Below are 22,739 nucleotides of genomic sequence, written 5' to 3'. Positions count from 1 at the left end.
GTGTCACCGGGCGCAGCCGTCGCGGGAGGGGCTCGAGGTGAAGGCGATCGTCTGACCCGGGAGCCCGACCTCGATGGTGTGCAGGGTCGTCGGCGCCGCGGCCCAGTAGAAGTCCCCGAGCTGGTAGGCGTAGAACGTGCAGGTGCCGACCGCGGTGAAGGTCACCACGTCGCGACCCTCGGAGTCGCGCTTCGTGGAGCACGCGTCGTAGGCGGCGACGTTCACGGGAAGGCCAGAGCCGGCCGTCGCCGTGACGACGAAGGACCCGCCGACCTCGCCCGTGGCCGGGGTGGTCGAGGTGAGCGTGATCGTCTGCGGTTCCTTGGCGACCGTGAACGTGACGGACATCTGCTGCGCCGGCTCGAATCCGGCGGTGCCCGGCTGATCGGCCGTGACCGTGCACACCTCGCCGACCTCGGTGAAGGTCACGACGCCCTCGGCGATCGTGCATCCTCCGGTCGCGCCGAAGACCACCGGCAGTCCGGACGACGCCGACGCCACGGGCGTGTAGGTGCCGCCTCGCGGGGACTGCTGTCCGTGCGGGTAGTCGAAGGTGATGCTCTGCTTCTCCCGGACGATCTCGAACGACCGAGTGAAGCGCTCGGCGGGGAGGTAGAGATCGGTGCCCGCCTGGTCGACGCTCACCGTGCAGGTGCCGACGGAGAGAGGCCGGACGAAGGCATCGGCGTCGATCGTGCAGACGGTGGGCGTCGAGGTCGTGACCGTCACCGGGAGCCCGTGGTTCGACCCCGCGTAGAGCAGGACGTCGTCATCGCCGGGCCGGACGCCCTCCGGAACCCGGAAGGACACCTCCTGCCCCAGCCTCACCAGCTCGAAGCTGGTCCGGATCTGCGCCGCCGGTTCGGCACCCGCGTCTCCGGCCTGGTCCGCCGCGACCGTGCACGTGCCCGCCTCGAGCGTGCGGGCGTTGCCGAACGACTGGGTGTTGTGCATGCCGCGGGTGGTGACCTCGCAGACTTCGGGAGTCAGCGACGAGAAGACCACCTGTCGGTTCAGGGACGACGAGGCCCCGATCTGAGCGTTGCCCGACGCGGCGTTGTCGCCCGTGTAGGGCTGGAAGGAGAGCGTCTGCGGAAGCCGGGCGATCGTGACGGACCGCTCGATCGACGGCGCCGGCAGGAACGACTGGTCGCCGCCCTGGACCGCGACGATCTCGCAGAGCCCTCCGGTCAGGGCACGGACGGCGTTCGCCTCCGTCACCGCGCAGACGTCCGGGGTGCTGCTGAGGTACTCGACGGGCAGAGCGGAGGACGCCGTCGCCCCCAGGGCGACGTCGGGACCGCCGAGGCGGAGGCCGGACGGCTCGGGGAAGGCGATCGTCTGAGCGACCGGGACGACGACCACCGGCGGGCGGACGATCTTCTGCGTGCGATCGGCCGACTGGCTGGGGAGGACCGTGTAGGTCCCGTCGCTCCGCTTCTGCGAGTAGCCGGAGTACGACGCCCAGAACACGGCGGGGTCGGTGTAGTCGTTCAGACCCTGCGAGTTCGACCTGTCCATCGTGATCGTCGCCGTCCCGCGACCGGGACTGCCGGGCTCGATGACCAGCGGAGCGCGGAGGAACAGGTAGCCGCCGTGCGTGCGGAAGTCGACCTTGTACTGGACCAGGACCTCGCCTCCTCCGAGCGGGATCCGGGACGGATCGGCCGTGGTGGTCGTGACGGAGAAGGTGATGTCGTCGCCGACGTTCGACGGGTTCGGCGACGAGGTCACCGTGGTGGTCGTGGTGAAGTCGTCGGGGATCGAGCGGATGACGACGTGGGCGTGCTCGAAGCTCGCCTCGCCGTAGACGACGTTCGAAGTTCCGGCGCCCGCATGTCCGCTGCCGCCGCCACCGGAGCCCGCGTAGTAGATGAGGAAGGCGAAGCCGTAGTAGCGGCCGCTGCCGCCGCCGCCGCCGTACCAGCCGCCGCCACCGCCGCCGCCGCCGATCGCCTGGGTGCCGATCGTGGGCTTGCCGTCGCCGCCGCCGCCGCCACCGCCGAATCCGCCGGCGCCCGCGTTGCCGCCGCCGTATCCGCCGTTCGTCTGGCTTCCACCGCCGCCCTTGCCCTCGTAGAGGCTGTTGGTCCCCTCCGACGAGCCGTCGGTGCCGTTCAGGCCTCCGCCGGTGCTGTAGGTGCCGCCGTCTCCGCCCGCACCGCCCGCGACGAGGACGCGATCGGCGAGGCCGAAGGAGCCGGTCCGCACGTCGGTCGCTCCGTTGCCGCCGTCGCCGCAGCGGTTGATGTAGCAGGTGAAGCCGTCGGTGCCGCCGGTGCCGCCGCCGTTCCATCCGCCCAGCGGGCGCCTCTTGAGGTGCACCAGCCCGCTGCCGCCGTCCTCGCCCCGGCCTCCGACGTTGACCTGGAGGACCTGCCCGGGCTGGACGGCGAGGGTCGCCGTCGTGAGCCCACCGTTGCGGCCTCCGTGCACCGTGACGTCCAGAGAGTGGGTGTTGGACGGGACCGTGAACGTGTCCGGGGCGCCGCCGATCCCGTCCGTGCTGCGGTTCGTGTAGCGGCACTCCACCTGGTCGGGAGCCGCTGCGACGTCGAAGTTCACCACTCCGGCCTCCCCGCAGGCGGCGGAGTCGGGAACGCCGGGGGGCGCGGCGGAGGCCGCCGTCGGCACGGCGACGAGACCGGCCGCGACCACCACCGCCGCGAGAGCGACGGCGATCCTGGAGCGGAAGGAGAAGCGGGCGAGTGGTGCGGATCCGGGCACGGAGGTCTCTCTGACGAGGCGCGGACCGAGCGCGGAGGCGCTGCGGATCCGCTGGGGAACGGGTAGCTCCTACTATCCGGCTGTTCGGGAGAGATTCTCAGCTGCTGGAACCCCCCGAGGAGGGCGTGAGATCTTCCGCACGTCCTTCTCGGTCCTCCCGGCGACGCGCTCGGCCGGGTCAGCGGAGCGGGAGGCCCGCGATCGCGCCGACGACGGTGACCGCCCCCAGCACGAGGAAGGCGGCCGCTCCCTGCGCGAGGGCGTGGGAGGACCGCCCGTCCCACCGCGGCCGTGCACCGAGGACGAGGGCGAGGAAGGAGCAAGCCGCTCCGGCTCCCACGAGCAGGAACCACCAGACGAGTGCGTACTCCGGGCGGGCGAGGCAGTCGAGGGGCGGGTCGTTCAGGGCGAGGAGGAAGCCGCGGTACGTCGCTGTGCAGGCCGCGAAGGCGAGCAGCGACAACAGGGCTCCTGCCGCCCCGAGGATCCCGCAGACGGCGGCGCCGACGACTCCGAGCACCGACAGCAGCGAGCCGGCGCGGTCGGCGCCGGTCGCGGTCGGCGGAGTGGTCATGTCGCGACCCTACGGCGGCTCCCCGGTGCTGCGCCTCCCCCGGCGGGCCGAGCGGCACCAGGATGGGACCGTGACGACTCCCCGCCGCCCCGATGCCACCGCGGTCGAGCTGATCGGCGGAGTCGAGCCGCTCGAGGTCCCTCTGCAGGAGTACGACGAGCGCTGGCCCGAGGTCTTCGAGGAGCACCGCCGGCGCATCCTCGACGTGCTGCCGGATGCGCGGGTCGAGCACATCGGATCGACGGCGGTCCCCGGGCTCGCGGCGAAGCCGATCATCGACCTCGTGCTGGTCGTCGACGACATCACCGCCGAGGAGGACCACCTCGACGCCCTCCTGGCCGCCGGCTACGAGCTGCGGGTGCGCGAGCCGGGTCACCGCCTCGTGCGGACCCCGGCCCGCGACGTGCACGTGCACGTGTACCAACGGGGCGCCGCGGCGGTCGACGCGTACCTCCTGCTGCGGGACCGCCTCCGCTCGGACCCTGTCGATCGGGCGCTCTACGAGGGCGTCAAGCGCGAGCTGATGCGGAGCCGCTGGGACGACATGAACGCGTACGCCGACGCGAAGACCGCGGTGATCCTCGCGATCCTGGGACGCGCGGGTTTCTGAACCGTCGCGCCCGGACGAAGCCCTGGACCACCGGCCCCGGCCGCTCCTAGTACGGGATCGGGGTCACGACCACGCAGGGCGTGAAGCCCGGAGCTGTCGCGGTGAGCACGGCCGTCGGGGCGGGTTCCACCCCGGGAGTCCAGTTGCTCGCGAGGAAGTAGAAGAGCTCCGTCTCCTGGTCGGGGGCGAGGCCGGCCGAGTAGCGGAAGGTGAAGGACGTCGACGTGAACCCTCCCGGCGCGTAGTCCCACGACGGTCCCCCGCCGAACCCCTGCCAGGTCCAGCCCTGACCGGCCGTCGGGATGAACAGGGTCAGGGTGTTCGGGTCGATCGCGGAGCCGCTCTCGTTCCGGAAGTAGACCTCCTGGAAGGTCCCGCCCGGCGGGTAGACGGACGGTGCGCCGGCCCTCGCGCTGAGCGTCGGCGTCTCGCCGCTGGCCGCCGCGAGCGGACTCCCGACGGCGGCGACGACGACGGGGGCCGACCAGGCGGCTGCGGTCACGGTGCGGCGGGAGACGGGGCGCGGTTCGGACATGCCGGAACGGTAGCTCCGGGACGGTGTCCGGCGGCGGACATGTCCGCTAGCGGGTGCGGCCTGCGGGAGGCGGCGCGGGCCGCCCTCCTCAGCGGGTCATCGGAGCCTCATCGGGCGCTCATAGCCGCGGCGGCCAGTGTCGGTCCTGCAGACGACGTCCGAGGAGGACCCCATGACCCGCATCCCCGAGCCCGACCTCACGCCCGACGGCCCCGCCTACCAGGGGCGGCGCCTCGACCGACCCGGCGAGGAGGTCGTCGATCAGGGGCTGCTCTTCGACGTCGGCACGCTCGTCGGCCGACGGAGGGTGCTGGCGCTGATCGGCGTCGGCGCGGCCACGATGGGGCTCGCGGCGTGCACCACGGGCGCGGGCAGCTCCGCGGCGGGCGGAAGCACCGGCACCTCCTCGGCCGCGACCGGAGGCGGCACCACGACGGCGACCGGCGAGATCCCCGACGAGACCGCGGGCCCGTACCCGGGCGACGGCTCGAACGGAGCCGATGTCCTCGAGAACGCCGGAGTCGTGCGCAGCGACATCCGCTCGAGCATCGACGGCGGAGCGACGGCCGCGGGCGTCCCGATGGCGCTGACCCTCACGATCCTCGACACGGCGAACGGCGACGTGCCGTTCGCGGGTGCGGCGGTCTACGTCTGGCACTGCGACGCCGACGGGAACTACTCGATGTACTCCTCCGGGGTCGAGGACGAGACGTACCTCCGCGGGGTGCAGGTCGCCGACGCGAGCGGCTCCGTCACGTTCACCTCGGTCGTCCCGGCCTGCTACTCCGGTCGCTGGCCCCACATCCACTTCGAGGTCTACCCCGACGTCGCCTCGATCACCGACTCGGCGAACGCGATCGCGACCTCGCAGGTCGCCCTCCCCGCGGACGCCTGCACCGCGGTCTACGCGCTCGACACGTACGCCGGATCGACGGCGAACCTCGCGCAGGTGTCCCTCGAGGACGACAACGTCTTCGGTGACGACGGAGGCGCGCTGCAGCTCGGCACGACGACCGGCGACGTCGACTCCGGCTACTCCGTGGCGCTGACCGCGCGGGTCGACACGACGACGACTCCGACCGCGGGGGCGGCGCCGGGTGGCGCGGGGGCCGGCGCTCCGCCGAGCCGCTGAGCGACGCGGCAGCGCTCCGGCATCCGACGGACGCCGCGACGGGTGTGCGCAACCGAGGGCGAGATGCGGTGAACCCGCGTTCCCGGCACTCGGCGGTGATCCCGACCTCGGTCGCGGACTGCGCGGGCCGCGCGGACGTCCGGGCCCCTGTCGGCGCGATCGGACGCGGCGTAGCCTGCCGCCATGACCCTGCGACTGCGTCAGATCGTGCTCGACACCGAGGATGCGCGAGGTCTCGCGGCGTTCTACGCCGACCTCCTCGGCGGCCGCTACCGGCCGGGCGACGAGCCGCCGGCCGACGGGTCCGACGACCGCGCGGAGTGGGTGGCGCTGCGCACGCCCGAGGGCGTGAGGATCGCGTTCCAGCGCGTCGACCGGTTGCCGCATGCCACCTGGCCGGAGGGCCCACGCCCTCAGCAGCTGCACTTCGACCTGATGGTCGCGGACGTCGCCGAGCTCGAGCGGCAGCGCGAGCGGGCCCTGGCGCTGGGCGCCGAGGTGATCGACGACCAGAGCGGCGATCCGGAGGAGGCGCTGTACGTCCTCGCGGACCCGGCGGGGCATCCGTTCTGCATCTTCGTCGCGGAGGACCTCGACGCGCTCGTGGACTGGTGACCACCGGCAGGACGAAGGCCGAGCGGAGTCGCGGATCTGCGTCGATCCCCGCCTCCCGGCCTCCGCTCTGCGGGCGCAGCGGAGCCGGAAGCGCCCTCACAGCCGAAATCCCTACGGAATCCTCACGGGTGATTTCCCGGAACGGTCCTGGCGGCCCCCTCGCGGGGCGTAGAAACGGGAGGTGACCTCCTCTCCGGCGCGCGCCGCCGCCACTCCCACTCCTCCTTTGCCCGTGAAGCGCCGCGCCCTCCGCGCCTGGATGCTCACCGGCCTGTCCGAGGACTCCGGAGCGCACCAGGGCCCGCACGCGACCACCGTCGAGAAGACGCACTCGTGGTGGCGGGTGATGTGCCTCACGGGCGTCGACTACTTCTCGACCCTCGGCTACCAGCCGGCGATCGCGGCCGTCGCCGCGGGGCTGCTCTCGCCGCTCGCCACGATCGTGCTCGTGCTGCTGACGCTGTTCGGCGCGCTGCCGGTCTACCGCCGCGTCGCGCGCGAGAGCTTCCGCGGCGAGGGCTCGATCGCGATGCTGGAGCGGCTGCTGCCCTGGTGGGGCGGCAAGCTCTTCGTGCTGGTGCTGCTCGGATTCGCGGCCACCGACTTCATGATCACGATCACACTCTCGGCGGCCGACGCCACAGCGCACGCGGTCGAGAACCCGTTCGCGCCCGCCTGGTTCGAGGGGGCCGAGGTGCCGCTGACCCTCGGACTCGTGGCGCTGCTCGGGCTCGTGTTCCTCAAGGGGTTCAAGGAGGCGATCGGCATCGCGGTCGTCCTCGTGGCCGTGTTCCTCCTCCTGAACCTGGTGGTGATCGCGGTGTCGTTCGGGCACGTGGCCGAGAACCCGGTGGTGATCACCGACTGGTGGAGCGCGCTGACGACGCAGCACGGGAATCCGCTGGTCATGGTGGGGATCGCGCTGATCGTGTTCCCGAAGCTCGCGCTCGGGCTCTCGGGCTTCGAGACCGGAGTCGCGGTGATGCCGCAGATCACGGGCGCGCCCGGCGACACCCCCGCGAATCCGGCCGGGCGGATCCGCGGAGCCAAGCGACTCCTGATGACCGCGGCGATCATCATGTCGAGCTTCCTGATCACGTCGAGCATCGTGACGACGCTGCTGATCCCGCAGGCGCAGTTCCAGCCCGGCGGCGAGGCGAGCGGACGCGCACTCGCCTACCTGGCGCACGAGTACCTCGGCGACGGCTTCGGCACGGTCTACGACGTCAGCACCATCTGCATCCTCTGGTTCGCGGGCGCCTCCGCGATGGCCGGGCTGCTGAACATCGTGCCGCGGTACCTGCCGCGCTACGGCATGGCTCCGCAGTGGGCCGCCGCCGTGCGGCCGCTGGTGCTCGTGTTCACCGCGATCGCGTTCCTCATCACGATCCTCTTCGAGGCCGACGTCAACGCGCAGGGCGGGGCCTACGCGACGGGCGTGCTCGTGCTGATCACCTCGGCGTCCGTCGCCGTGTTCCTCTCGGCCCGGCGCCAGCGGCAGCGCAAGCGCACCGTCGGCTTCGCGCTGATCGCGCTCGTCTTCGTCTACACGACGGTCGTCAACGTGATCGAGCGGCCCGATGGAGTGAGGATCGCGGCGGTCTTCATCGTCGGCATCGTCGTCGTCTCCTTGATCTCGCGGGTGCAGCGGTCGTTCCAGCTGCGCGCGACCTCCGTCGTGCTCGACGATCAGGCGCTGGCCTTCGTCCGCTCCGACGCCGACGACTACGGAGTGATCCGCATCGTCTCGCACGAACCCGACGAGGACTCGGAGCAGGAGTACCGCACGAAGCTCAGCGAGGAGCGGCGCGACAGCAACATCCCGGCCCGCTCGCCCGTGCTGTTCCTCGAGGTGCACCGCGCAGACTCGTCCAACTTCGAGGAGGACCTGGAGGTGCGCGGAGTCGTGCGGCACGGCTTCCGCGTGCTGCAGGTGAGCAGCGGCAACGTGCCGAACACGCTGGCCGCGGTGCTGCTCGAGATCCGCTCCGAGACGGGCGTGATCCCCGAGATCTACTTCGAGTGGACGGAGGGGAGCCCGCTGTCGAACATGTTCCGCTTCCTGATCACGGGGGCGGGCGAGGTGGCGCCGGTGACGCGCGAGGTGCTGCGGCGCGCCGAGCCGGACCCGGTGCGGCGGCCTGCGGTGCACGTGGGCTGAGGCGCGGGCGCGCGCCGCGCTCCTCCAGAAGTCGCGGGAAGCGCCAGCGGTCACCGCGACTCGCGAGGGAGCGCGAGGGCAGGCGGCCGCTCAGAGCGTCGTGGGGCGCGTCTCGGCGTCCAGCAGCCCGCGGAGGAACCGCGCGTCGGTGGAGTACTCCGCCGCCTCCTCGAGGAGGTGGGGCCTCCCGAGCTCCTCGGCCTTGCCGATCGAGAGCTCGGCCAGGTCGTGGAGGCGGATGATCGCGACGCGCAGGACGTCCGCCCACGTCGCGTCCGAGCCGTAGCGGAGCAGGAGGAGCTCGACGCGGCGCCGGGCGTCGTCCATCCCTGGCGCCCCCTCCGGAGCGACGGCCGTCAACGGCACGACACGGGTCGCGAAGTAGGCGATGTCCCAGAGCCGCGGACCCGGCGAGCACATGTCGAAGTCGATGGCGCCGACCAGGACACCGTCGCGGAAGGCGAGGTTGTGCGGCGCGAAGTCGTTGTGGCAGACCACCTCGGCCGGCACCTTGGCCGACGCCTGCCAGACGGTGCCGTCGAGGCCGAAGCCGATGCTCGCGTCGTGCAGCGCGCGCAGTCGCCGCGCCCCCTCCTCGAGGACGGAGTCGCTCCACACCCACGCCGGCAACGGGTAGAGCGGCACGTCCCCCTCGACGAACGAGAGCCGCTCCCGCCCGCCCTCGATCCCGAGGGGCTGCGGCGCCCAGTCGATCCCGGCGACGGCGAGGTAGCGGAGGTACCGGTGCACGGTCGGCGTCCACGGCCCCGCGTTCCGGAGGACGGTGTCGCCGCTGCGCTCGACGTCGTTCATGTTCCCGCCGGCGAGAGGTCCGTCCATCCGGCCAGCGTAGGCCGCAGGCGGCCGTCGTCGCGCCGCTCCCGAACCGCTCGTGGGCGGTTCGACGGGAGATGCGTCCCCGCGACTCGCCAGAAGTCGCGGGAGCGGGCGCGGTCACCGCGACTATTGAGGAAGCGCAGGAGGTACTGCAGCCGGGGCACCGGCGACGCTCAGCGCAGCCGCTCCAGCTCCCCGCGCAGCACCCCGACCGCCCACTCGCCCTCGCCCTCGCGCAGCAGTAGGTGCACCGCGAGCCCGTCGACCAGCGCGTGCAGGCGGCGGGCCGCGTCGAGCAGGTCGGCGTCGCGCGGGCGCCACGCGACCGATTCGCAGAGCAGCACGCACATCTCGGCGAGCTCGCGGTGGGCGCGATCGCGGATGCCGCGCAGCTCGGGCAGCGCCGGCGTCTCGGCGATCAGCGCGATGTTCACTTCGAGCTCCGCGCGGCTGTCCGGCTCGAGCGGCAGGAGGTGGCGCAGCAGGGCGACCGCGTCGGCGAGCGCGTCGCCCGTGCGGGGCGTGGCGAGGATCCGCTCGGTGGCGCGGCTCACCATCAGCTCGGCCGAGAACGCGACCAGCTCCGTGCGGGTCGGGAACACGTGCCGCAGCGAGCCGACGACCACGCCCGCCTCCTCCGCGACAGTGCGGACCGACACCGCGCCGATGCCGCGCTCGCGCACCACGCGCCAGACGGCCTCGGCCAGCCGAGCCTTCCGGGCGTCGCGATCGATGGCCATGACCCGAGATTAGCACGGGTGTGCTAGCTTCTCCGGAGTAGCACGCCTGTGCTATTCGAAGAGGGGGAATCATGGTCCTGGCCGTCGTCATCGCCTGCGAGATCGGCTTCTGGGTGGTCATCGCTCTCGGGCTCCTCGCGCGCTACGTCCTGCGGTGGCGCCGCACCGGCGCCGCGCTGCTCGCCCTGACACCGGTCGTCGACCTGGTGCTGCTGACCGCCACGGCGATCGACCTGCGGAGCGGAGCGACGGCCTCCTTCGCGCACTCGCTCGCGGCCCTCTACCTCGGCTTCTCGATCGCCTACGGCCACGCGCTCGTCCGCGCCGCCGACGTCCGCTTCGCCCATCGCTTCGCCGGAGGCCCCGCACCCCGGAAGCTCGTCGGCGCCGAGTACGCCGTGTCGTGCTGGAAGGACCTCCTCCGCACCACGCTCGCCGCCGCGATCGCCGCCGGCGCCGTGCTGCTCCTGCGCTGGATCGCGGACGACCCGGCTCGGACGGAGGCGCTCGACGGCGTGTTCCCGATCCTGCTGCTCGTGGTGGCGATCGAGCTGATCACGGCGGTCGGCTACACGGTCTGGCCGAGACGGGCGCCCAGCGGGACCCGTCCCGAGCGATCCGCGGCATGAACGCCGCCCGTACGGGCACCGCCCGAATGAGCACCGCCCGCACCGCCCCCGCCCGCCGTCCCGTGTGGCGGACGCGATCGCTCCTCCGGGCGCTCCTCGCCTGGCTGATCCTCGGAGCGGGACTCGGCGCCGCGATCGGCACCGCCACCGCGCTCGACCAGGCCCTCGGCCTCCCGCGCCTCGCCGTGGTGTCGATCCAGGCGGTGCTGACGTCGGCCCTCGTGGTGCCCGCGATCGTGCTGCTGCTGCGGCGCCGGAGCGGCCGTCGGAGCGACCGTCGGAGCCTCATGGGACTCGGGCTGTCCCGGCACGCGCTCCGCCCGCTCGCGCTCGGTGCCGCAGTGGGCGTCGCATCGGGTCTCGCGGTCTGGCTGCCCGCGGCAGTGGCCGGCTGGATCCGCGTCGAGGCCGTCGATCCGCTCGCCTTCGCCGGATTCCTGCTGCTGAACGGCCTGGTGATCACGCTGTACGAGGCCCTGCCCGAAGAGCTCGCGCTGCGCGGCTCGATGTGGACGGACCTCCGCGACGGGTGGGGGCTCGTCGTGGCGACCGCGGCCACGACCGCCCTCTTCCCGCTGCTCGTGCTCGTGATCGGCCCGGTGGAGTGGGCCGTGACGACACTGCTGGGAGGGACGGCCGCTGCGCCGTCACCGATCCCGTCGGGGAGCGATCCGATCGCCTACGTGCTGCAGCTGGTGCTGTTCGGGCTGGCGCTCGTCGCGGCCCGGCGGCTGCCGGTCGAGGGGCCGCTGCTCGTCGCGATCGCGTTCCACGCGACGCAGCTCACCGTCACGCGCACCCTGCTCGGCGGCATGCCGTGGGCGCCGTCGGGGTGGACGGTCGAGTTCGTCGAGCCCGACGCGATCGCCCTCGTGCTGGTCCACGTCGTGGTGGCGGGCGCGGCCTTCACCGGTCTGCGGTGGTCGCTCCAGCGGTGGCCTCAGTAGGCGGAGGGGTCCGAGGCCCCGGTTCCGAGCACCGCGGCGGCGCCCCGGGCGATGAGTGAGAGGTCCGTGGCGACCGCGACCCGGTCGAATCCGAGCGAGCGGAGCCGCTCCGCACGCACCGGATCCCCCGCGAACGCACCGGTGCTCCTCCCCGCGCGGCGGGCGGCGGCGACGATCGTCGGCAGCGGATCCCCGGGGGCGTCGGCGGCGAGGAGGCCGTCGAGCTCCACTCCGAGCCCGATCGCGAGGTCGAACGGCCCCACGAAGACGCCCGCGACCCCCGGCACCGCGAGGATCCGCTCGACCTCCCCCAGGCCCGCGCGGGTCTCGATCATGACCCACAGCTCCGCTCGCGCGTCGGCCGTCGAGGGGACCTCCCCGCCCCAGAGCTCGGCCATCGGCCCCCAGCTGCGGCGCCCGGCCGGCGGGTAGTGCGCGGCGGCGGCGGCCGCGCGGGCGTCGTCCGCCGTCTCGACCATCGGCACGATCACGACGTCGGCGCCGGAGTCGAGCGCCCGGCCGATCAGGGTGTCCGAGAGCCCCGCGACGCGGACGGCGACCGGCGGGCGGTCGGGAAGCGCGGCGAGCGCCTGCATCGTCGCGACGACGGCCGCGTCGTCGAACGCGCCGTGCTGCCCATCGAGGCAGAGCCAGTCGGCTCCAGCGAGCGCGATCCGCGCCGTCGTGCGCGGCTCCCCCAATCGGCACCACACTCCGTCGGCACGTCCGTCGGGGAGTCCTCGCTGCGCAACCATCCCCCGATCCTCGCGCACCGGGCCACGAGGGCCCTCACTCGCCGAAGCGCGTCTCCTTGTGCGGGGCCCCGGAGCGGTCGTACGTCGTCCAGACGCCGACCTGCCGGCCCCGGTCGAAGGCGCCGCTGCGCATCAGCGTGCCGTCGAGGCGGAACCACTCCCAGTGCCCGTGCAGCTCGTCGTCGAGCATCCAGCCGCGGCCCCGGATGCTGCCGTCCTTGTGCAGCGCCTCGTGCGGTACCGGCTCCGACATGGCGCACCCCTTCCTCGTGGCGTGCTCGATCCTCGTCCGACCCGCCCGGAGGGGCAAGACCCGGGCGCCCCGCCCTCCGGGAGATCGGACCCGGCGCTCACGCGCGCGGCAGCACCCCGACCAGGGAGGCGGTGAACGCCGTCTCGAGCGCGGTGCGCAGATCGAGGTGCAGCACGCCGAGCTCGGGCTCGTCGGCGTACGCCGCGACGAGAACGGCCGGAGGCGGGACGTAGGACGACACGGCGCCGGCCGTCACGAGGCTCATCAGGCAGAACGCTTCCGCGCCGTCGCCGAGCTCGGGCACGTGGCGGAGGACGAGCCCGGTCAGGGTCGCGAGCCTCTCCCGGGAGGAGCGCTTGTGCCGCTTCACCGCCTCGATCGACACGTTGTGCTCGAGCACACCGCCCTGCGCGCCGAAGAGGTCGCAGAGCACCACCCGGTCGGCGAGCGAGCCGCTGAGGATCGCGGCCAGGGCGCGAGCGCGGGACTCGGGTGCGTCGTCGGCGGCGATGCCCGTGGCCAGCTCCTGCTCGAGCGCGACGAGCCACTGCCCGAGGAAGCCGTCGAGCAGTTCGAGCAGCACGGCCTCGCGCGACTCGAAGTAGCGGAGCACGTTCGACTTCGCGAGGCCCACCCGGCGGCTGAGCTCGTTGAGGCTCACCGCGGCCACGGGCATCTCGTCGAGCATCGCGGCCGCGGTCTCGAGGATCGCCTCGCGGCGGATCCGCCGCTGCTCCTCGCTCCGCGCACGCTGGAAAGTCACCCCGCGAGTCTAATTGCAGACCACCGGTCCCTTGACAGCGGACCGGCGGTCTCTTACGGTCGGAAGAACAAGAGACCGGCAGTACTGGAGGAGCGACATGAGTCACGACTGGACCGAGCAGCAGATCCCCGACCAGAGCGGGCGGGTGGCGGTCGTCACCGGCGCCAACACCGGACTGGGCTTCGAGACCGCCCGGATGCTCGCCGAGCGCGGAGCGACGGTGGTCCTGGCCGTCCGCGACGTCGAGAAGGGCGCGGCGGCGGCCTCCCGCATCACCGGAGACGTGCGGGTGCAGGCGCTCGACCTGACGTCCCTCGCCTCGATCCGGGCGGCGGCGGACGACCTGCGCGCGGCTCACCCGCGCATCGACCTCCTCCTCAACAACGCCGGAGTCATGTACACGCCGAAGCGGACGACGAGCGACGGCTTCGAGCTGCAGTTCGGCACCAATCACCTCGGTCACTTCGCGCTCACCGGGCTCCTGCTCGAGAACCTGCTGCCCGTCCACGGCTCCCGCGTCGTCACCGTCAGCAGCGTGGGACACCGCATCCGCGCCGCGATCCGCTTCGACGACCTGCAGTGGGAGCGCTCGTACAGCGGCGTCGCCGCGTACGGCCAGGCCAAGCTCGCCAACCTGATGTTCACCTACGAGCTGCAGCGTCGGCTCGCCCCGCTCGGCGGCACGATCGCGGCGGCAGCGCACCCCGGAGTGTCGAACACCGAGCTCGCCCGGCACACGCCTGCCGCGCTGCGCCTCCCGATCAGCGCGCTCGCTCCGGTGCTCACCCAGCCCGCGGCGCGGGGCGCCCTGCCGACGCTGCGCGCCGCCACCGACCCGGGCGTCCTCGGCGGCCAGTACTTCGGACCGGGCGGCCGCGGCGAGGTCCGCGGCTTCCCCGTCCCCGTCTCCTCCAGCCCCGACTCCCACGACCTCGCTGTGCAGCAGCGCCTGTGGACGGTCTCGGAGGAGCTCACCGGCGTGACCTTCCCGGTGGCGGCGGCGACACGGAGGCTCGAGGCTGAGCGCGATCGGGAGCCGCTCGGTAGGCTCCCGATCAGAATCCGCCCCGACGAAGCAGGAGTCCCGTGAGCACCGGCCCCGGCCCCCTCGACCTCACCTTCACGGCCCCGATCGGAGTGACGGTGAAGGGCGACCTGTGGTCGTGCGTCGAGATCCCCGACTCGGTCGCCCTGCTCGGCACGGGCAAGGCCGTGCGCGTCGTGGCCACGGTCGACGCCCTGCCGCTCACCGCGGGACTGCTGCCCACCGGATCCGGGGGCCACATGCTGTCGATCAGCGCGGGCCTGCGGAAGAAGCTCGGCAAGGAGCTGGGCGACGAGGTGGTCGTCCACCTGTCGGAGCGGCTGAACTGAGCCCGAGCCGGCGGCGGGTCCGACCGGTGGTCGCGCGAGTGCGGCTCACCCCCCGCACGGGGTCTCGCAGGCAGGACCGGTCCGGCCTCGCGGCGCGCGTCCGTCGCCCTACGGTGGAGGAATGTCCCGCTCCCAGCGCCTCGGCGCGACCGTCGCCCTCGCCCTCCTCCTGACCGGCTGCACCTCGATGGGAGGGTCGGACTCCGGCTCCGACGTCGACGAGCTCGACGCCGCCCCGGCCGCCGGTGTCGAGATCGCGGGCGACGGCTACCTCTACTCGGTGCCCGAGGGCTGGGACGTGCCCGACACCGATCCGTCGACGATCGGCGCCGACACACTCGCCGCCGACCTCACCGACACCGACGGCTTCTCGGACAACGTCAACGTCGTCCTCAGCCCGGCCGGCGCCGTCACTCCGGAGCAGGTCGAGGGAGCCGGAGCCGACGAGCTCGAGGGCGCCGGAGCGACCGACGTCGAGGTCCGCGACCGCGTCCAGGTCGCCGGGGCGGAGTCTGCGCACCTCAGCGCCGCGCTGACCGCGCAGGGCGCGTCGTACAGCATCGAGCAGTACTACCTGACGCAGAACGAGCAGACCTACGTCGTGACCTTCTCCTTCAGCCCCACCGTCGAGGACGACGACCGCGAGGACCTCGCCGAGTCGGTGCTCGCCTCCTGGTCCTGGTCCTGATCCGCGGCTGATCGAGGCTGGTCGGGGGTCCGATCCCGAGGCGCGGTCCGGGGCCGGGTCGGCGGTCCGATCCGCGCTCGATCGGCACCCCTCCGCCGTTCGGCCGAGGACTCTGCGCGGGATCCGCCGCCCGACGGAGGTGCCGCCCCCGACCCCGGGCTACCGTCGGAGGATGAGCTCATCGACCGGGGAGAAGCAGACCTACCTCGGCGTCGCGGTCGCCTTCCTCGGACTCGCGGTCGCCCTCGGCATCACGCTGGACAACTGGCTGACCGCGCTGCCGTTCGCGGTCATCGCCCTCACGTTCGTCGCCCTGGGGACGGAGTGGTCGAAGGGCGCGGGGAGCACCGGGTCCCGATCCGACGACGACACGGACTGAGCCGCTCCGGCGTGCGTGGTCGCGCTCTCTCGCCGTGTTTCCGGCGCGCGTGCGGCGCAGGCCGTCGCGCCCCTAGGGTGTGCCGAGGCCGCCGCATCACGGCCGCACAGGAGAGATCATGGGCCACCTGCACTACGGCACCGAGTCGTTCACCCTCGAGGACCGCGCCCTCTTCCACCTGCAGGTCGTGATCGGCGTCAAGCTGCGGCGCAGCGAGGCGTTCTTCGTCTCGTGGCGGCCGGAGCTCGAGTCGATCGAGGGCCGGCACGCGCTGTGGATGGACAACGGCGTGCCGATCCACTTCGAGTACGCGAGCAGCCGCTCCCCGAGCATCAACCGGGACTGGATCGAGCACCTGGTCCTCGCGGCGAACAGCGCGGGCGGGCTGAACCTCGCCGACGAGCGCAACGCGGAGCCGATCGAGTCCTGATCCGCGCCGATCCGTGCCGATCCGCCACGAACGGCGGTGCGGCCGCGCCGATCCGTCACGAACCGTCGCGAGGCCGCGCCGATCGGTCACGAACGGTCGAGAGGCCGCGCTCATCCGTCGCGTATCGCGGTGCGACTCCGCTGCGGCAAGCCGTTCACGACGGATCGACGGGAGGAACAGGGGCACCCGGAAGCGCCGCGAGTCACGCCCGGTGGCGGAACCAGTCCAGGAGCAGCTGCGCGCGCGACGGCTCCTCCCACCGGGTGCGGCGCCGTAGCGGCGCCGCGAAGAAGTCGTCGTACCCGGGAGCGGCGCGCAGCTCGGCGTCCTCGGGCGTCGGGAAGCCCATCGACCACTGCGGGAACCGCCGGGCCTCGATCGTCTCGCTCAGCAGCCGCTGCACATCGGTGTGCCGCTCGTCGGCCTCGATGACCCGGTACCGCTCGCGCACCTGCTCCTCGTCGCCCTCGAGGACCTGCATGAAGCGGCCGGACTTGAAGAGGAGCATGCCGGTGAGCCCGCAGCGCTCGTTGTTCTCGCGGCTCTGCCGCAGCAGCGCGGCGAGGGCCGACTCGTCGAGCTCCGCGGTCGCGGTGCTCACGTAGGTGAGGGACAGCATCAGCGTCCTGCTCCGTTCTCCTGGTCGCGGCGGACGACCAGCACCGTGACGTCGTCGTCGGGGGAGATCTCGGCGATGAGGTCCGAGAGCTCGGTGAAGAGGGCGCCGTCGTCGGCGCAGCGGCGGACGAGGTCCGCCAGGTCGTCCAGCGCCGACAGCGTGCCGTCGTAGAGGTCGAGTGCCCCGTCGGAGCACGAGACGAGGACCTCGCCGGGCAGCAGCGTCGTCGTGCGGGCCTCCCAGCAGATGCCCTCGCCGATGCCGATCGGGAAGTCGGAGGAGGTCAGCCGCTCGACGGAGCCGTCGGCGCGAAGAACCGCGGTGAGGCCGTGGCCGGCGTCGGCGTATCGGATCTCGCCGGTCGCCGTGTCGACGCTCGCGTGGAACAGGGTCGCGAAGGTGCCTGTGGCCGAGAGATCGGCGAGCAGCTGCTCGTTGACCGCCGCCACGGCCGCCTCCGGCTCCCAGCCGGGTCGCGCCTGGAAGGCGGACCGGACGGCCGCTGCGACGAGAGCGGCGGAGTAGCCCTTGCCCATGACGTCCGCGAGGGTCGCGTCGACGCGCCCCTCGGTCGCCGAGACGGCGAAGTAGTCGCCGGCGACGTCGGAGTGCGGCCTCGTGAATCCGGAGAAGGAGAAGCCGCGGCCGTGCTCGAGCGGAGCGGGCAACATCTGCTGCTGCGTCCAGGCGGCGCGGTCGACGGCGCGGAAGTGGATCAGCTCGCGCTCGACCCACAGGCCGAGCTCGTCGAGCAGGTCCTGGTCCTCGACGCTGAGATCGCGCGGCTCCGTGTCGACGAGGCAGATGGTGCCCACGCGGGCGCCCTCGGCGACGCTCAACGGGCGGCCGGCGTAGAAGCGCACGTGCGGCGGGCCGGTGACCGACCCGCGGTGGGCGAAGACCGGGTCCTCGAGCGCGTCCTGGACCACGACGATGTCGGACTGCTGCACGACCACGTCGCAGAACGAGTCCGCCCGCGGAGTGAGGCGCGAGCCGCCCGGCCGCTGCGGCGACTTCGTGAACTGGTGGTCCTGGTCGATGAAGTTGATCTCGGCGATCGGCACTCCGAACAGCTCCTTCGCCATCCGCGTCACGCGATCGAACCGCTCCTCGGGCCCGGTGCCGACGATCCTGAGATCGTCGAGGGCCGCGAGCCGGATGCGCTCCCGCACCGCGGCTCGATCGATCGGGGCACTCTGCGTCACGTGTCGGCGCCTCTCCGCTGGGACCCCGGCCGCTGCCCGCCGGGGAATGCCCTCCGACTCTGGCAGACATCGTGTCCGCGCTTCGGCGGGAGGAGGCTCAGGCCCCCCTGACGGGGGCGCCGCACGCGCTGCAGCGCCCCCGTCAGGGAACCGCCCTAGAGCGGGCGGGGCCGGTGCCGCTCGATCAGCGTGTCGAACAGGATGTTCATCCGCTCGTCGACGACCCGGCGGGACGCGTCGGCGTCGTACCACTCGACGATCTCGCGGGCGCCGTCGCTGAAGCGGACGGAGGGCGAGTACGCGGGCACGAGAGCGCGGATCTTCGCGTTGTCGAAGACCATGGAGTGCGCCTTGTCGCCGATGATCCCGGCGCCGAGCTCGGGATCGGCCGCAGCGATCGCGTCGGACGGGACGTGCACGATCCGCGCCTCGGTCCCGGCCGCCGCCGCGAGGTCCCGGTGGATGCGGTCCCACGTGGGGGTCTCGTCGCCCGTGATGTGGAACGCCTCGCCGATCGCCGCCGTCGCGCCGAGCAGGCCGACGAGTCCGACCGCGACGTCGCGGCTGTGGGTCAGGGTCCAGAGCGAGGTGCCGTCGCCCGGGACGACCACCTCGAGGCCGCGACGCATCCGGTCGATCACGGTCCAGCCTCCGTCGACCGGCAGCGCCGTGCGGTCGTAGGTGTGCGAGGGGCGCACGATCGTCACCGGGAAGCCGGTGCGCCGGTACTCGGCGACGAGCAGGTCCTCGCAGGCGATCTTGTCCTGCGAGTACGACCAGTAGGGGTTCCGCAGCGGAGTCGACTCCGTCACCGGCAGCCGCGCCGGGGGCTTCTGATAGGCCGAGGCCGAGCTGATGAACACGTACTGGGCGGTGCGGCCGGTGAACAGGTCGATGTCCTGCTGCACGTGCTCGGGAGTGAAGGCCGCGAACTCGATCACGGCGTCGAAGTGCTCGTCGCCGAGCGCCTCGCGCACGCTGCCGGGATCGCGGATGTCGGCGGTGAGGGTGCGGACCCCCTCCGGGAGCGGACGGAGCGAGGTGCGCCCGCGGTTGAGCACGGTCACCTCGAGCCCTGTCTCGAGCGCGCGGCGCACGCCCTCCGAGCTGATGATGCCCGTTCCTCCGATGAACAGAACGCTGAGCGGCACGGCTGACCCGACCTTTCGTTGAGGGAGGTGCGCGATCCGGCCGCGGGAGGCGGGGGACGTCGACGTGCACCGGCGTCCATCCCCTCACATCGCGGGCGGCGGCGCCAGGGGGTTCCGGAGAGCGCTGTCACGGGACCCTTACCGGGGCCCGCCGCCCGAGCAGACCCCGGAACGCGTCCGCTCGCGGCAGGCCGCGACTCCGCCCGGGGACGATGGAGGGCGCGGAGCCCCCTGCCCCGCGCCCTCCGCCTCGACCGTGCGTCAGCTCGCGGCGACCGCGATCTCGTTCGGGGTGACGCCCAGCTCGGCGCTGGAGACGACCTCTCCGGTGGTCAGGTCGAGAGCGTGGATGCTGTTCGCCGCCGGGTCGGTGACGTAGGCGAGGTCGCCCGCGACGGTGATGGCGGGGTGCGGGTCCTGCCACTCGACCGGGCTCTCCCACGCGTCGATGACGGGGTACGAGTCGGTGATCGCTCCGGTCTCGGGATCGATGACGTGGACCGCGCCGTCGGAGCCGATCAGGTACGCGAGGTCCTCCGGCCCGCGGGCGACGCCGCGGAAGGTGTACTCGACGCCCTCGGGGAGGTCGACGACGTCGAGGGACTTCGCCGCGGTGTCGATCAGGGCGAGGCGGTGCAGGAGGTAGCCCTCGGCGTCCTGGTCGTCCTTGTAGTCGCCGACGACGATCGGGCTGGTCTCGCTGACCCACGCGTTGCCCATGCGGCCGTAGGGCTGGTCGGGCGCCTCGAGCTTGGTGATCGCGCCGTCGTCGTAGACGAGGGCGCCGTTCTCGCAGCCGAAGACGACGGCCTCGCCCTCGGCCGTGCCCTCGCCGTGCACGCCGGGGCACTGGTCGTTCGTGGCCACCACGGCGCCGGAGGCGTCGCGCACCTCGATGCCGGTGCGTCCGTCGGCGGTGCCGACCGTGGTGAGGAAGGTGCCGTCCTCGAGGACGATCGACACACCGTGGTGCGCCTCGACGCCCGCGATGGTCTCGACCTCGGGCACGCCCTCGGAGGAGGCCAGGTCGGCGGTCTCGATGATCGTGGTGTCGCTCGTGCCGTCGGCGTAGAGGATCGTCTTGCCGCCGTGGCGGACGACGTGGCCGGGGGTGTCGGCCGGGAAGACGACGTCGGTGAGCTCGGGCTCGCCGTCGGCGCCCGCGGCGGTGTCGAGGAGTTGGAAGCCCTCGCTCATGGTGACCATGACGTGCCGGCCGTCGCCGGCAGGGTTGAGCCGGGTGAACTCCTCGGAGTCCAGGTCGGCCACGGTCTCGAGCGTCTCTCCGTCGAGGACGAGGACGCCGCCCTCGTAGGCGACGGCGACGCGGGTGGCCGAGGCGGTCGGGGTGGAGTCGGCGGTCGGATCGGCCGCGGGGGCTCCGCTCGAGGAGCAGGCCGCGAGGGTCGCGATCGTGCCGAGGGCGAGCAGGCCGAGGCCGGCGCGTCGGAAGGTGCGCATGGTGATGTCGTTCTCCTGGTGGTGGTCGTGGACGCTCAGGGCGAGAGTCCGGCGGCGATGCGCTGCGTGTTGACGCGCATCATGGCGAGGTAGTCGGGGGCGCCGCCCTCGGGTCCGGTGAGGGACTCCGTGAACAGCTCGACGACCTCGACGCGGAGGTCGGCTTCGCTCGCGAGCGCCTGGACGAGGCGGTCGGGAGACGAGGACTCCGCGAAGATCGTGGGGACGCCGGTCTCCTCGACGGCCTCGACCAGATCGGCGAGGTCGGAGGCGGACGGGGCGGCGAGGGTCGTTCCTCCGGGGATGACCGCGCCGACGACGGCGAAGTCGAAGCGGTCGGCGAGGTAGCCGAAGACGTGGTGGTTGGTGACGAGGGCACGGCGCTCGGACGGGATCGCCGCGAACGCCGCCGTCATCTCGGCGTCGAGCGCCTCGAGCTCGGTGCGGTACCCGGCGGTGCTCCGCTCGATCGCCGCGGGGTCCGCTCCGTCGAGAGCTGCCAGCACGGGCTCGAGCGCGTCGACGACGTCGATCATGCGCGCGGGATCGGTCCAGAAGTGCGAGTCGGGGCTACCCTCGGCGTCGCCGGAGCGGTAGTCGAGCACCTCGATCGCGTCGCCGGCGACGAAGGCCGCGACGTCCTCGTCGGCCGCGGCGTCGAGGTGCTGCTGCAGTCCCTCCTCCAGGCCCAGGCCGTTCGAGACGACGAGGTCGGCCGAGCGCAGCCGCGCGGCCTCCTGCGCCGAGATCTCGAAGGAGTGCGGGTCGGCGTCCGGCTTCATCAGCGTCACGACCTCGGCCTCGTCGCCGACGAGCCGCTCGACGACGTCGCCGAGGATGTTGGTCGAGACGATCACCAGGGGGCGGTCGTCGGCCGCGGCGGAGCAGCCCGACAGGGCGAGCAGGACCGCGGCGGCGACGGAGAGGCGGAGTCGTCGCACGGTCATCGTCCCGTCTCGGCGGTGAAGGCCGGCTCGGTCGCCGTGCCGAACGAGCGCGCGAGGCGGGCGCCGTCCGCGTAGTCGATCTCGTGCAGCGCCTTCTCGGCGGGCGCGCTGAGGTAGGCGCGCTGCTGGTCGGCGACGAGGGCCGGTGCGAGACCCGCGGCGAGCGACTCCGCCACGAGCGGCTCCGTCTGCGACAGCACCGCTCCGTCCGCTCCGTCGAGCACGAGCACGCGGCCGTCCTCGGCGAGCGCGAGCACGTGGTCGTCCTCGTCGTCGACCGCGGTGGCCTGCACGAGGGGCGACGGAGCCGGGAGCAGGGTCCACGAGCGGGCCCGGGTGTCGAGCAGCCAGATCCCCTCGGTGCCGGCGAGTCCGGCGACGGTGGGCCGGCCCTCGCGGTTCGCGAAGCTCGTGGCGGCGGGCGCGGTGGCTCCGGCGGGATACGGGATCCGCTCGATGTTCAGCTCCTCGCCCTCGACGGTGGCGAGCAGAGAGCCGTCCGCGCAGCCGACGACGGCGCCGACGCGGGTGGTGATCGTCCCCGCCGGCTGCGGGCAGTCCTCGACGAGACCGGTGGGCTCGCCGTCGGCGGTGTACCCGGCGACGGTCCCGCCGCCCTCGGTGACCAGAGCGAAGGATCCGACCGGCACGACCATCCCGGCGCCCTGCTCGGCGTCGAGGCGGAACGACTCCCTGATCTCCCCCGTCGACAGCGCCTCGGTGTCGAGCAGCACGGCCTCGCCCGAGTCGGGGAAGTAGAGACCGGTGCCGCCGGAGGTCGAGAGGTTCGTCGTGGCGACGACCGCCTCCCCCTCCCCCTCGACCGTGCCGAGGATCCGCGGGTCGGCGCGGTAGTAGTGGAAGTGGTCGACGTGATCCCAGGTCCAGACGCCGCTGTCGACGATCTCGACGCCGTCCGCGGTCTGCGCGAAGAGGTAGCGCCCGTCGGTCGTCATCGCCGTGGGCTCGCCGATGGCGCCGAGCTCGGCGACGGTCTCGTCGAGCAGATCGAGGTGCGAGACGGCTCCTGCCGGGTCGATCCAGGTGAGGCCGAGGCGCGGCTCCGAGAGCTCGGCGGCTCCGGAGACCGCGCCGTGCCCGTCACCGGAGGCGTCGGCGGGCGGAGCGGCGGCGTCGGTCGAGCAGGCGGTGAGGCCCAGGGCTAGGGCGCCGAGGAGGAGGGTGGAGCGGGAGCGCACGGGGTCCT

General features: G+C 72.9%; 25 protein-coding genes. 11 read left to right on the top strand and 14 right to left on the bottom strand.

Annotation, left to right across the window (positions count from 1 at the left end):
- Positions 1-3 precede the first annotated feature (3 nt).
- Both AC0CID_RS14090 and AC0CID_RS14085 read right to left on the bottom strand, forming a co-directional pair.
- The gene (locus AC0CID_RS14090; protein WP_465227281.1) at positions 4-2,727 is read right to left on the bottom strand and encodes a glycine-rich protein; all 2,724 of its coding nucleotides are present in this window, start codon (positions 2,725-2,727) and stop codon (positions 4-6) included.
- A 178-nt stretch (positions 2,728-2,905) separates the two neighbouring features.
- Positions 2,906-3,301: a hypothetical protein gene (locus AC0CID_RS14085; protein WP_465227280.1), complete on the bottom strand. Its 396-nt coding sequence runs from the start codon at positions 3,299-3,301 to the stop codon at positions 2,906-2,908.
- A gap of 70 nt (positions 3,302-3,371) precedes the next feature.
- On the opposite strand from AC0CID_RS14085, the gene AC0CID_RS14080 reads away from it, so the two are divergent.
- Positions 3,372-3,911 carry a GrpB family protein gene (locus AC0CID_RS14080; RefSeq protein ID WP_465227279.1) on the top strand — a complete coding sequence of 180 codons (540 nt, stop codon included), beginning with the start codon at positions 3,372-3,374 and terminating at the stop codon, positions 3,909-3,911.
- Positions 3,912-3,957: 46 nt separating this feature from the next.
- Here the strand turns inward: AC0CID_RS14080 and AC0CID_RS14075 are convergent, their stop codons facing one another.
- Positions 3,958-4,446 carry a hypothetical protein gene (locus AC0CID_RS14075; protein ID WP_465227278.1) on the bottom strand — a complete coding sequence of 163 codons (489 nt, stop codon included), beginning with the start codon at positions 4,444-4,446 and terminating at the stop codon, positions 3,958-3,960.
- 172 nt (positions 4,447-4,618) lie between these two features.
- On the opposite strand from AC0CID_RS14075, the gene AC0CID_RS14070 reads away from it, so the two are divergent.
- From AC0CID_RS14070 to AC0CID_RS14060, 3 genes are all read left to right on the top strand, one after another.
- The gene (locus tag AC0CID_RS14070; protein ID WP_465227277.1) at positions 4,619-5,578 is read left to right on the top strand and encodes an intradiol ring-cleavage dioxygenase; all 960 of its coding nucleotides are present in this window, start codon (positions 4,619-4,621) and stop codon (positions 5,576-5,578) included.
- A gap of 183 nt (positions 5,579-5,761) precedes the next feature.
- Positions 5,762-6,193 carry a VOC family protein gene (locus AC0CID_RS14065; protein WP_465227276.1) on the top strand — a complete coding sequence of 144 codons (432 nt, stop codon included), beginning with the start codon at positions 5,762-5,764 and terminating at the stop codon, positions 6,191-6,193.
- Between the two features lie 259 nt (positions 6,194-6,452).
- Entirely contained in the window at positions 6,453-8,354 is a 1,902-nt protein-coding gene (locus AC0CID_RS14060; RefSeq protein WP_465228109.1) for an APC family permease, read from the top strand.
- A gap of 90 nt (positions 8,355-8,444) precedes the next feature.
- Here the strand turns inward: AC0CID_RS14060 and AC0CID_RS14055 are convergent, their stop codons facing one another.
- Positions 8,445-9,194: a phosphotransferase gene (locus tag AC0CID_RS14055; RefSeq protein ID WP_465227275.1), complete on the bottom strand. Its 750-nt coding sequence runs from the start codon at positions 9,192-9,194 to the stop codon at positions 8,445-8,447.
- Between the two features lie 170 nt (positions 9,195-9,364).
- Entirely contained in the window at positions 9,365-9,931 is a 567-nt protein-coding gene (locus tag AC0CID_RS14050) for a TetR/AcrR family transcriptional regulator (RefSeq protein WP_465227274.1), read from the bottom strand.
- Between the two features lie 71 nt (positions 9,932-10,002).
- Between AC0CID_RS14050 and AC0CID_RS14045 the strand changes: the two genes are divergently transcribed.
- Both AC0CID_RS14045 and AC0CID_RS14040 read left to right on the top strand, forming a co-directional pair.
- Positions 10,003-10,560 carry a hypothetical protein gene (locus AC0CID_RS14045; RefSeq protein WP_465227273.1) on the top strand — a complete coding sequence of 186 codons (558 nt, stop codon included), beginning with the start codon at positions 10,003-10,005 and terminating at the stop codon, positions 10,558-10,560.
- Entirely contained in the window at positions 10,557-11,507 is a 951-nt protein-coding gene (locus AC0CID_RS14040) for a CPBP family glutamic-type intramembrane protease (protein ID WP_465227272.1), read from the top strand. The genes AC0CID_RS14045 and AC0CID_RS14040 overlap by 4 nt, the downstream gene beginning before the upstream one ends.
- Here AC0CID_RS14040 and AC0CID_RS14035 read toward each other — a convergent pair.
- From AC0CID_RS14035 to AC0CID_RS14025, 3 genes are all read right to left on the bottom strand, one after another.
- Positions 11,501-12,262, bottom strand: a complete 762-nt coding sequence (locus tag AC0CID_RS14035) for an HpcH/HpaI aldolase family protein (RefSeq protein ID WP_465227271.1) — start codon at positions 12,260-12,262, stop codon at positions 11,501-11,503. The two genes, AC0CID_RS14040 and AC0CID_RS14035, sit on opposite strands and share 7 nt — an antisense overlap.
- Positions 12,263-12,296: 34 nt before the next feature.
- Positions 12,297-12,515 carry a toxin-antitoxin system YwqK family antitoxin gene (locus AC0CID_RS14030; protein WP_465227270.1) on the bottom strand — a complete coding sequence of 73 codons (219 nt, stop codon included), beginning with the start codon at positions 12,513-12,515 and terminating at the stop codon, positions 12,297-12,299.
- A gap of 97 nt (positions 12,516-12,612) precedes the next feature.
- On the bottom strand, positions 12,613-13,278 hold the full coding sequence (locus AC0CID_RS14025) for a TetR/AcrR family transcriptional regulator (protein ID WP_465227269.1): 666 nt from the start codon (positions 13,276-13,278) through the stop codon (positions 12,613-12,615).
- 97 nt (positions 13,279-13,375) lie between these two features.
- Here AC0CID_RS14025 and AC0CID_RS14020 point away from each other — a divergent pair, with 97 nt between their 5' ends.
- The 5 genes from AC0CID_RS14020 to AC0CID_RS14000 all read left to right on the top strand — a co-directional run bounded on the left by AC0CID_RS14020 (position 13,376) and on the right by AC0CID_RS14000 (position 16,149).
- Positions 13,376-14,368 carry an SDR family NAD(P)-dependent oxidoreductase gene (locus AC0CID_RS14020; protein ID WP_465227268.1) on the top strand — a complete coding sequence of 331 codons (993 nt, stop codon included), beginning with the start codon at positions 13,376-13,378 and terminating at the stop codon, positions 14,366-14,368.
- A complete protein-coding gene (locus AC0CID_RS14015) occupies positions 14,365-14,652 on the top strand; it encodes a DUF1905 domain-containing protein (protein ID WP_207404161.1) in 288 nt (95 codons plus the stop codon). The genes AC0CID_RS14020 and AC0CID_RS14015 overlap by 4 nt, the downstream gene beginning before the upstream one ends.
- A gap of 121 nt (positions 14,653-14,773) precedes the next feature.
- Positions 14,774-15,340, top strand: a complete 567-nt coding sequence (locus tag AC0CID_RS14010) for a hypothetical protein (RefSeq protein WP_465227267.1) — start codon at positions 14,774-14,776, stop codon at positions 15,338-15,340.
- 172 nt (positions 15,341-15,512) lie between these two features.
- Positions 15,513-15,719: a hypothetical protein gene (locus AC0CID_RS14005; protein WP_465227266.1), complete on the top strand. Its 207-nt coding sequence runs from the start codon at positions 15,513-15,515 to the stop codon at positions 15,717-15,719.
- A 118-nt stretch (positions 15,720-15,837) separates the two neighbouring features.
- Positions 15,838-16,149, top strand: coding sequence for a DUF7882 family protein (locus AC0CID_RS14000; protein ID WP_207404155.1), 312 nt, complete (start codon positions 15,838-15,840; stop codon positions 16,147-16,149).
- 202 nt (positions 16,150-16,351) lie between these two features.
- On the opposite strand, the gene AC0CID_RS13995 is transcribed toward AC0CID_RS14000, so the two are convergent.
- From AC0CID_RS13995 to AC0CID_RS13970, 6 genes are all read right to left on the bottom strand, one after another.
- Entirely contained in the window at positions 16,352-16,768 is a 417-nt protein-coding gene (locus AC0CID_RS13995; protein ID WP_465227265.1) for a BLUF domain-containing protein, read from the bottom strand.
- Positions 16,768-17,973: a PP2C family protein-serine/threonine phosphatase gene (locus tag AC0CID_RS13990; RefSeq protein WP_465227264.1), complete on the bottom strand. Its 1,206-nt coding sequence runs from the start codon at positions 17,971-17,973 to the stop codon at positions 16,768-16,770. Before AC0CID_RS13990 ends, AC0CID_RS13995 begins: the two co-directional genes overlap by 1 nt.
- A gap of 155 nt (positions 17,974-18,128) precedes the next feature.
- A complete protein-coding gene (locus AC0CID_RS13985) occupies positions 18,129-19,124 on the bottom strand; it encodes an SDR family oxidoreductase (RefSeq protein ID WP_465227263.1) in 996 nt (331 codons plus the stop codon).
- Between the two features lie 261 nt (positions 19,125-19,385).
- Positions 19,386-20,585, bottom strand: coding sequence for a zinc metallochaperone AztD (gene aztD, locus AC0CID_RS13980; protein ID WP_465227262.1), 1,200 nt, complete (start codon positions 20,583-20,585; stop codon positions 19,386-19,388).
- A 35-nt stretch (positions 20,586-20,620) separates the two neighbouring features.
- A complete protein-coding gene (gene aztC, locus AC0CID_RS13975; RefSeq protein ID WP_465227261.1) occupies positions 20,621-21,532 on the bottom strand; it encodes a zinc ABC transporter substrate-binding protein AztC in 912 nt (303 codons plus the stop codon).
- Positions 21,529-22,731 carry an ABC transporter gene (locus AC0CID_RS13970; protein ID WP_465227260.1) on the bottom strand — a complete coding sequence of 401 codons (1,203 nt, stop codon included), beginning with the start codon at positions 22,729-22,731 and terminating at the stop codon, positions 21,529-21,531. Before AC0CID_RS13970 ends, aztC begins: the two co-directional genes overlap by 4 nt.
- Positions 22,732-22,739: the final 8 nt, after the last annotated feature.

It is taken from the genome of Rathayibacter sp. AC451, assembly GCF_979253095.1.
Note: the sequence above shows the minus strand (reverse complement) of the source record. Positions and strands in the feature narration are given on the sequence as shown.

Excerpts from the sequence above, each read along its gene's own strand:
- AC0CID_RS14020 (WP_465227268.1), top strand. The coding sequence starts at position 13,376 with ATGAGTCACGACTGGACCGAGCAGCAGATCCCCGACCAGAGCGGGCGG.
- AC0CID_RS14065 (WP_465227276.1), top strand. The coding sequence starts at position 5,762 with ATGACCCTGCGACTGCGTCAGATCGTGCTCGACACCGAGGATGCGCGA.
- AC0CID_RS13995 (WP_465227265.1), bottom strand. The coding sequence starts at position 16,768 with ATGCTGTCCCTCACCTACGTGAGCACCGCGACCGCGGAGCTCGACGAG.
- AC0CID_RS14035 (WP_465227271.1), bottom strand. The coding sequence starts at position 12,262 with ATGGTTGCGCAGCGAGGACTCCCCGACGGACGTGCCGACGGAGTGTGG.
- AC0CID_RS14005 (WP_465227266.1), top strand. The coding sequence starts at position 15,513 with ATGAGCTCATCGACCGGGGAGAAGCAGACCTACCTCGGCGTCGCGGTC.
- aztD (WP_465227262.1), bottom strand. The coding sequence starts at position 20,585 with ATGCGCACCTTCCGACGCGCCGGCCTCGGCCTGCTCGCCCTCGGCACG.
- aztC (WP_465227261.1), bottom strand. The coding sequence starts at position 21,532 with ATGACCGTGCGACGACTCCGCCTCTCCGTCGCCGCCGCGGTCCTGCTC.
- AC0CID_RS14040 (WP_465227272.1), top strand. The coding sequence starts at position 10,557 with ATGAACGCCGCCCGTACGGGCACCGCCCGAATGAGCACCGCCCGCACC.
- AC0CID_RS14060 (WP_465228109.1), top strand. The coding sequence starts at position 6,453 with ATGCTCACCGGCCTGTCCGAGGACTCCGGAGCGCACCAGGGCCCGCAC.
- AC0CID_RS14055 (WP_465227275.1), bottom strand. The coding sequence starts at position 9,194 with ATGGACGGACCTCTCGCCGGCGGGAACATGAACGACGTCGAGCGCAGC.
- AC0CID_RS14000 (WP_207404155.1), top strand. The coding sequence starts at position 15,838 with ATGGGCCACCTGCACTACGGCACCGAGTCGTTCACCCTCGAGGACCGC.
- AC0CID_RS14085 (WP_465227280.1), bottom strand. The coding sequence starts at position 3,301 with ATGACCACTCCGCCGACCGCGACCGGCGCCGACCGCGCCGGCTCGCTG.
- AC0CID_RS14030 (WP_465227270.1), bottom strand. The coding sequence starts at position 12,515 with ATGTCGGAGCCGGTACCGCACGAGGCGCTGCACAAGGACGGCAGCATC.
- AC0CID_RS14010 (WP_465227267.1), top strand. The coding sequence starts at position 14,774 with ATGTCCCGCTCCCAGCGCCTCGGCGCGACCGTCGCCCTCGCCCTCCTC.
- AC0CID_RS14070 (WP_465227277.1), top strand. The coding sequence starts at position 4,619 with ATGACCCGCATCCCCGAGCCCGACCTCACGCCCGACGGCCCCGCCTAC.
- AC0CID_RS14075 (WP_465227278.1), bottom strand. The coding sequence starts at position 4,446 with ATGTCCGAACCGCGCCCCGTCTCCCGCCGCACCGTGACCGCAGCCGCC.
- AC0CID_RS14045 (WP_465227273.1), top strand. The coding sequence starts at position 10,003 with ATGGTCCTGGCCGTCGTCATCGCCTGCGAGATCGGCTTCTGGGTGGTC.
- AC0CID_RS14050 (WP_465227274.1), bottom strand. The coding sequence starts at position 9,931 with ATGGCCATCGATCGCGACGCCCGGAAGGCTCGGCTGGCCGAGGCCGTC.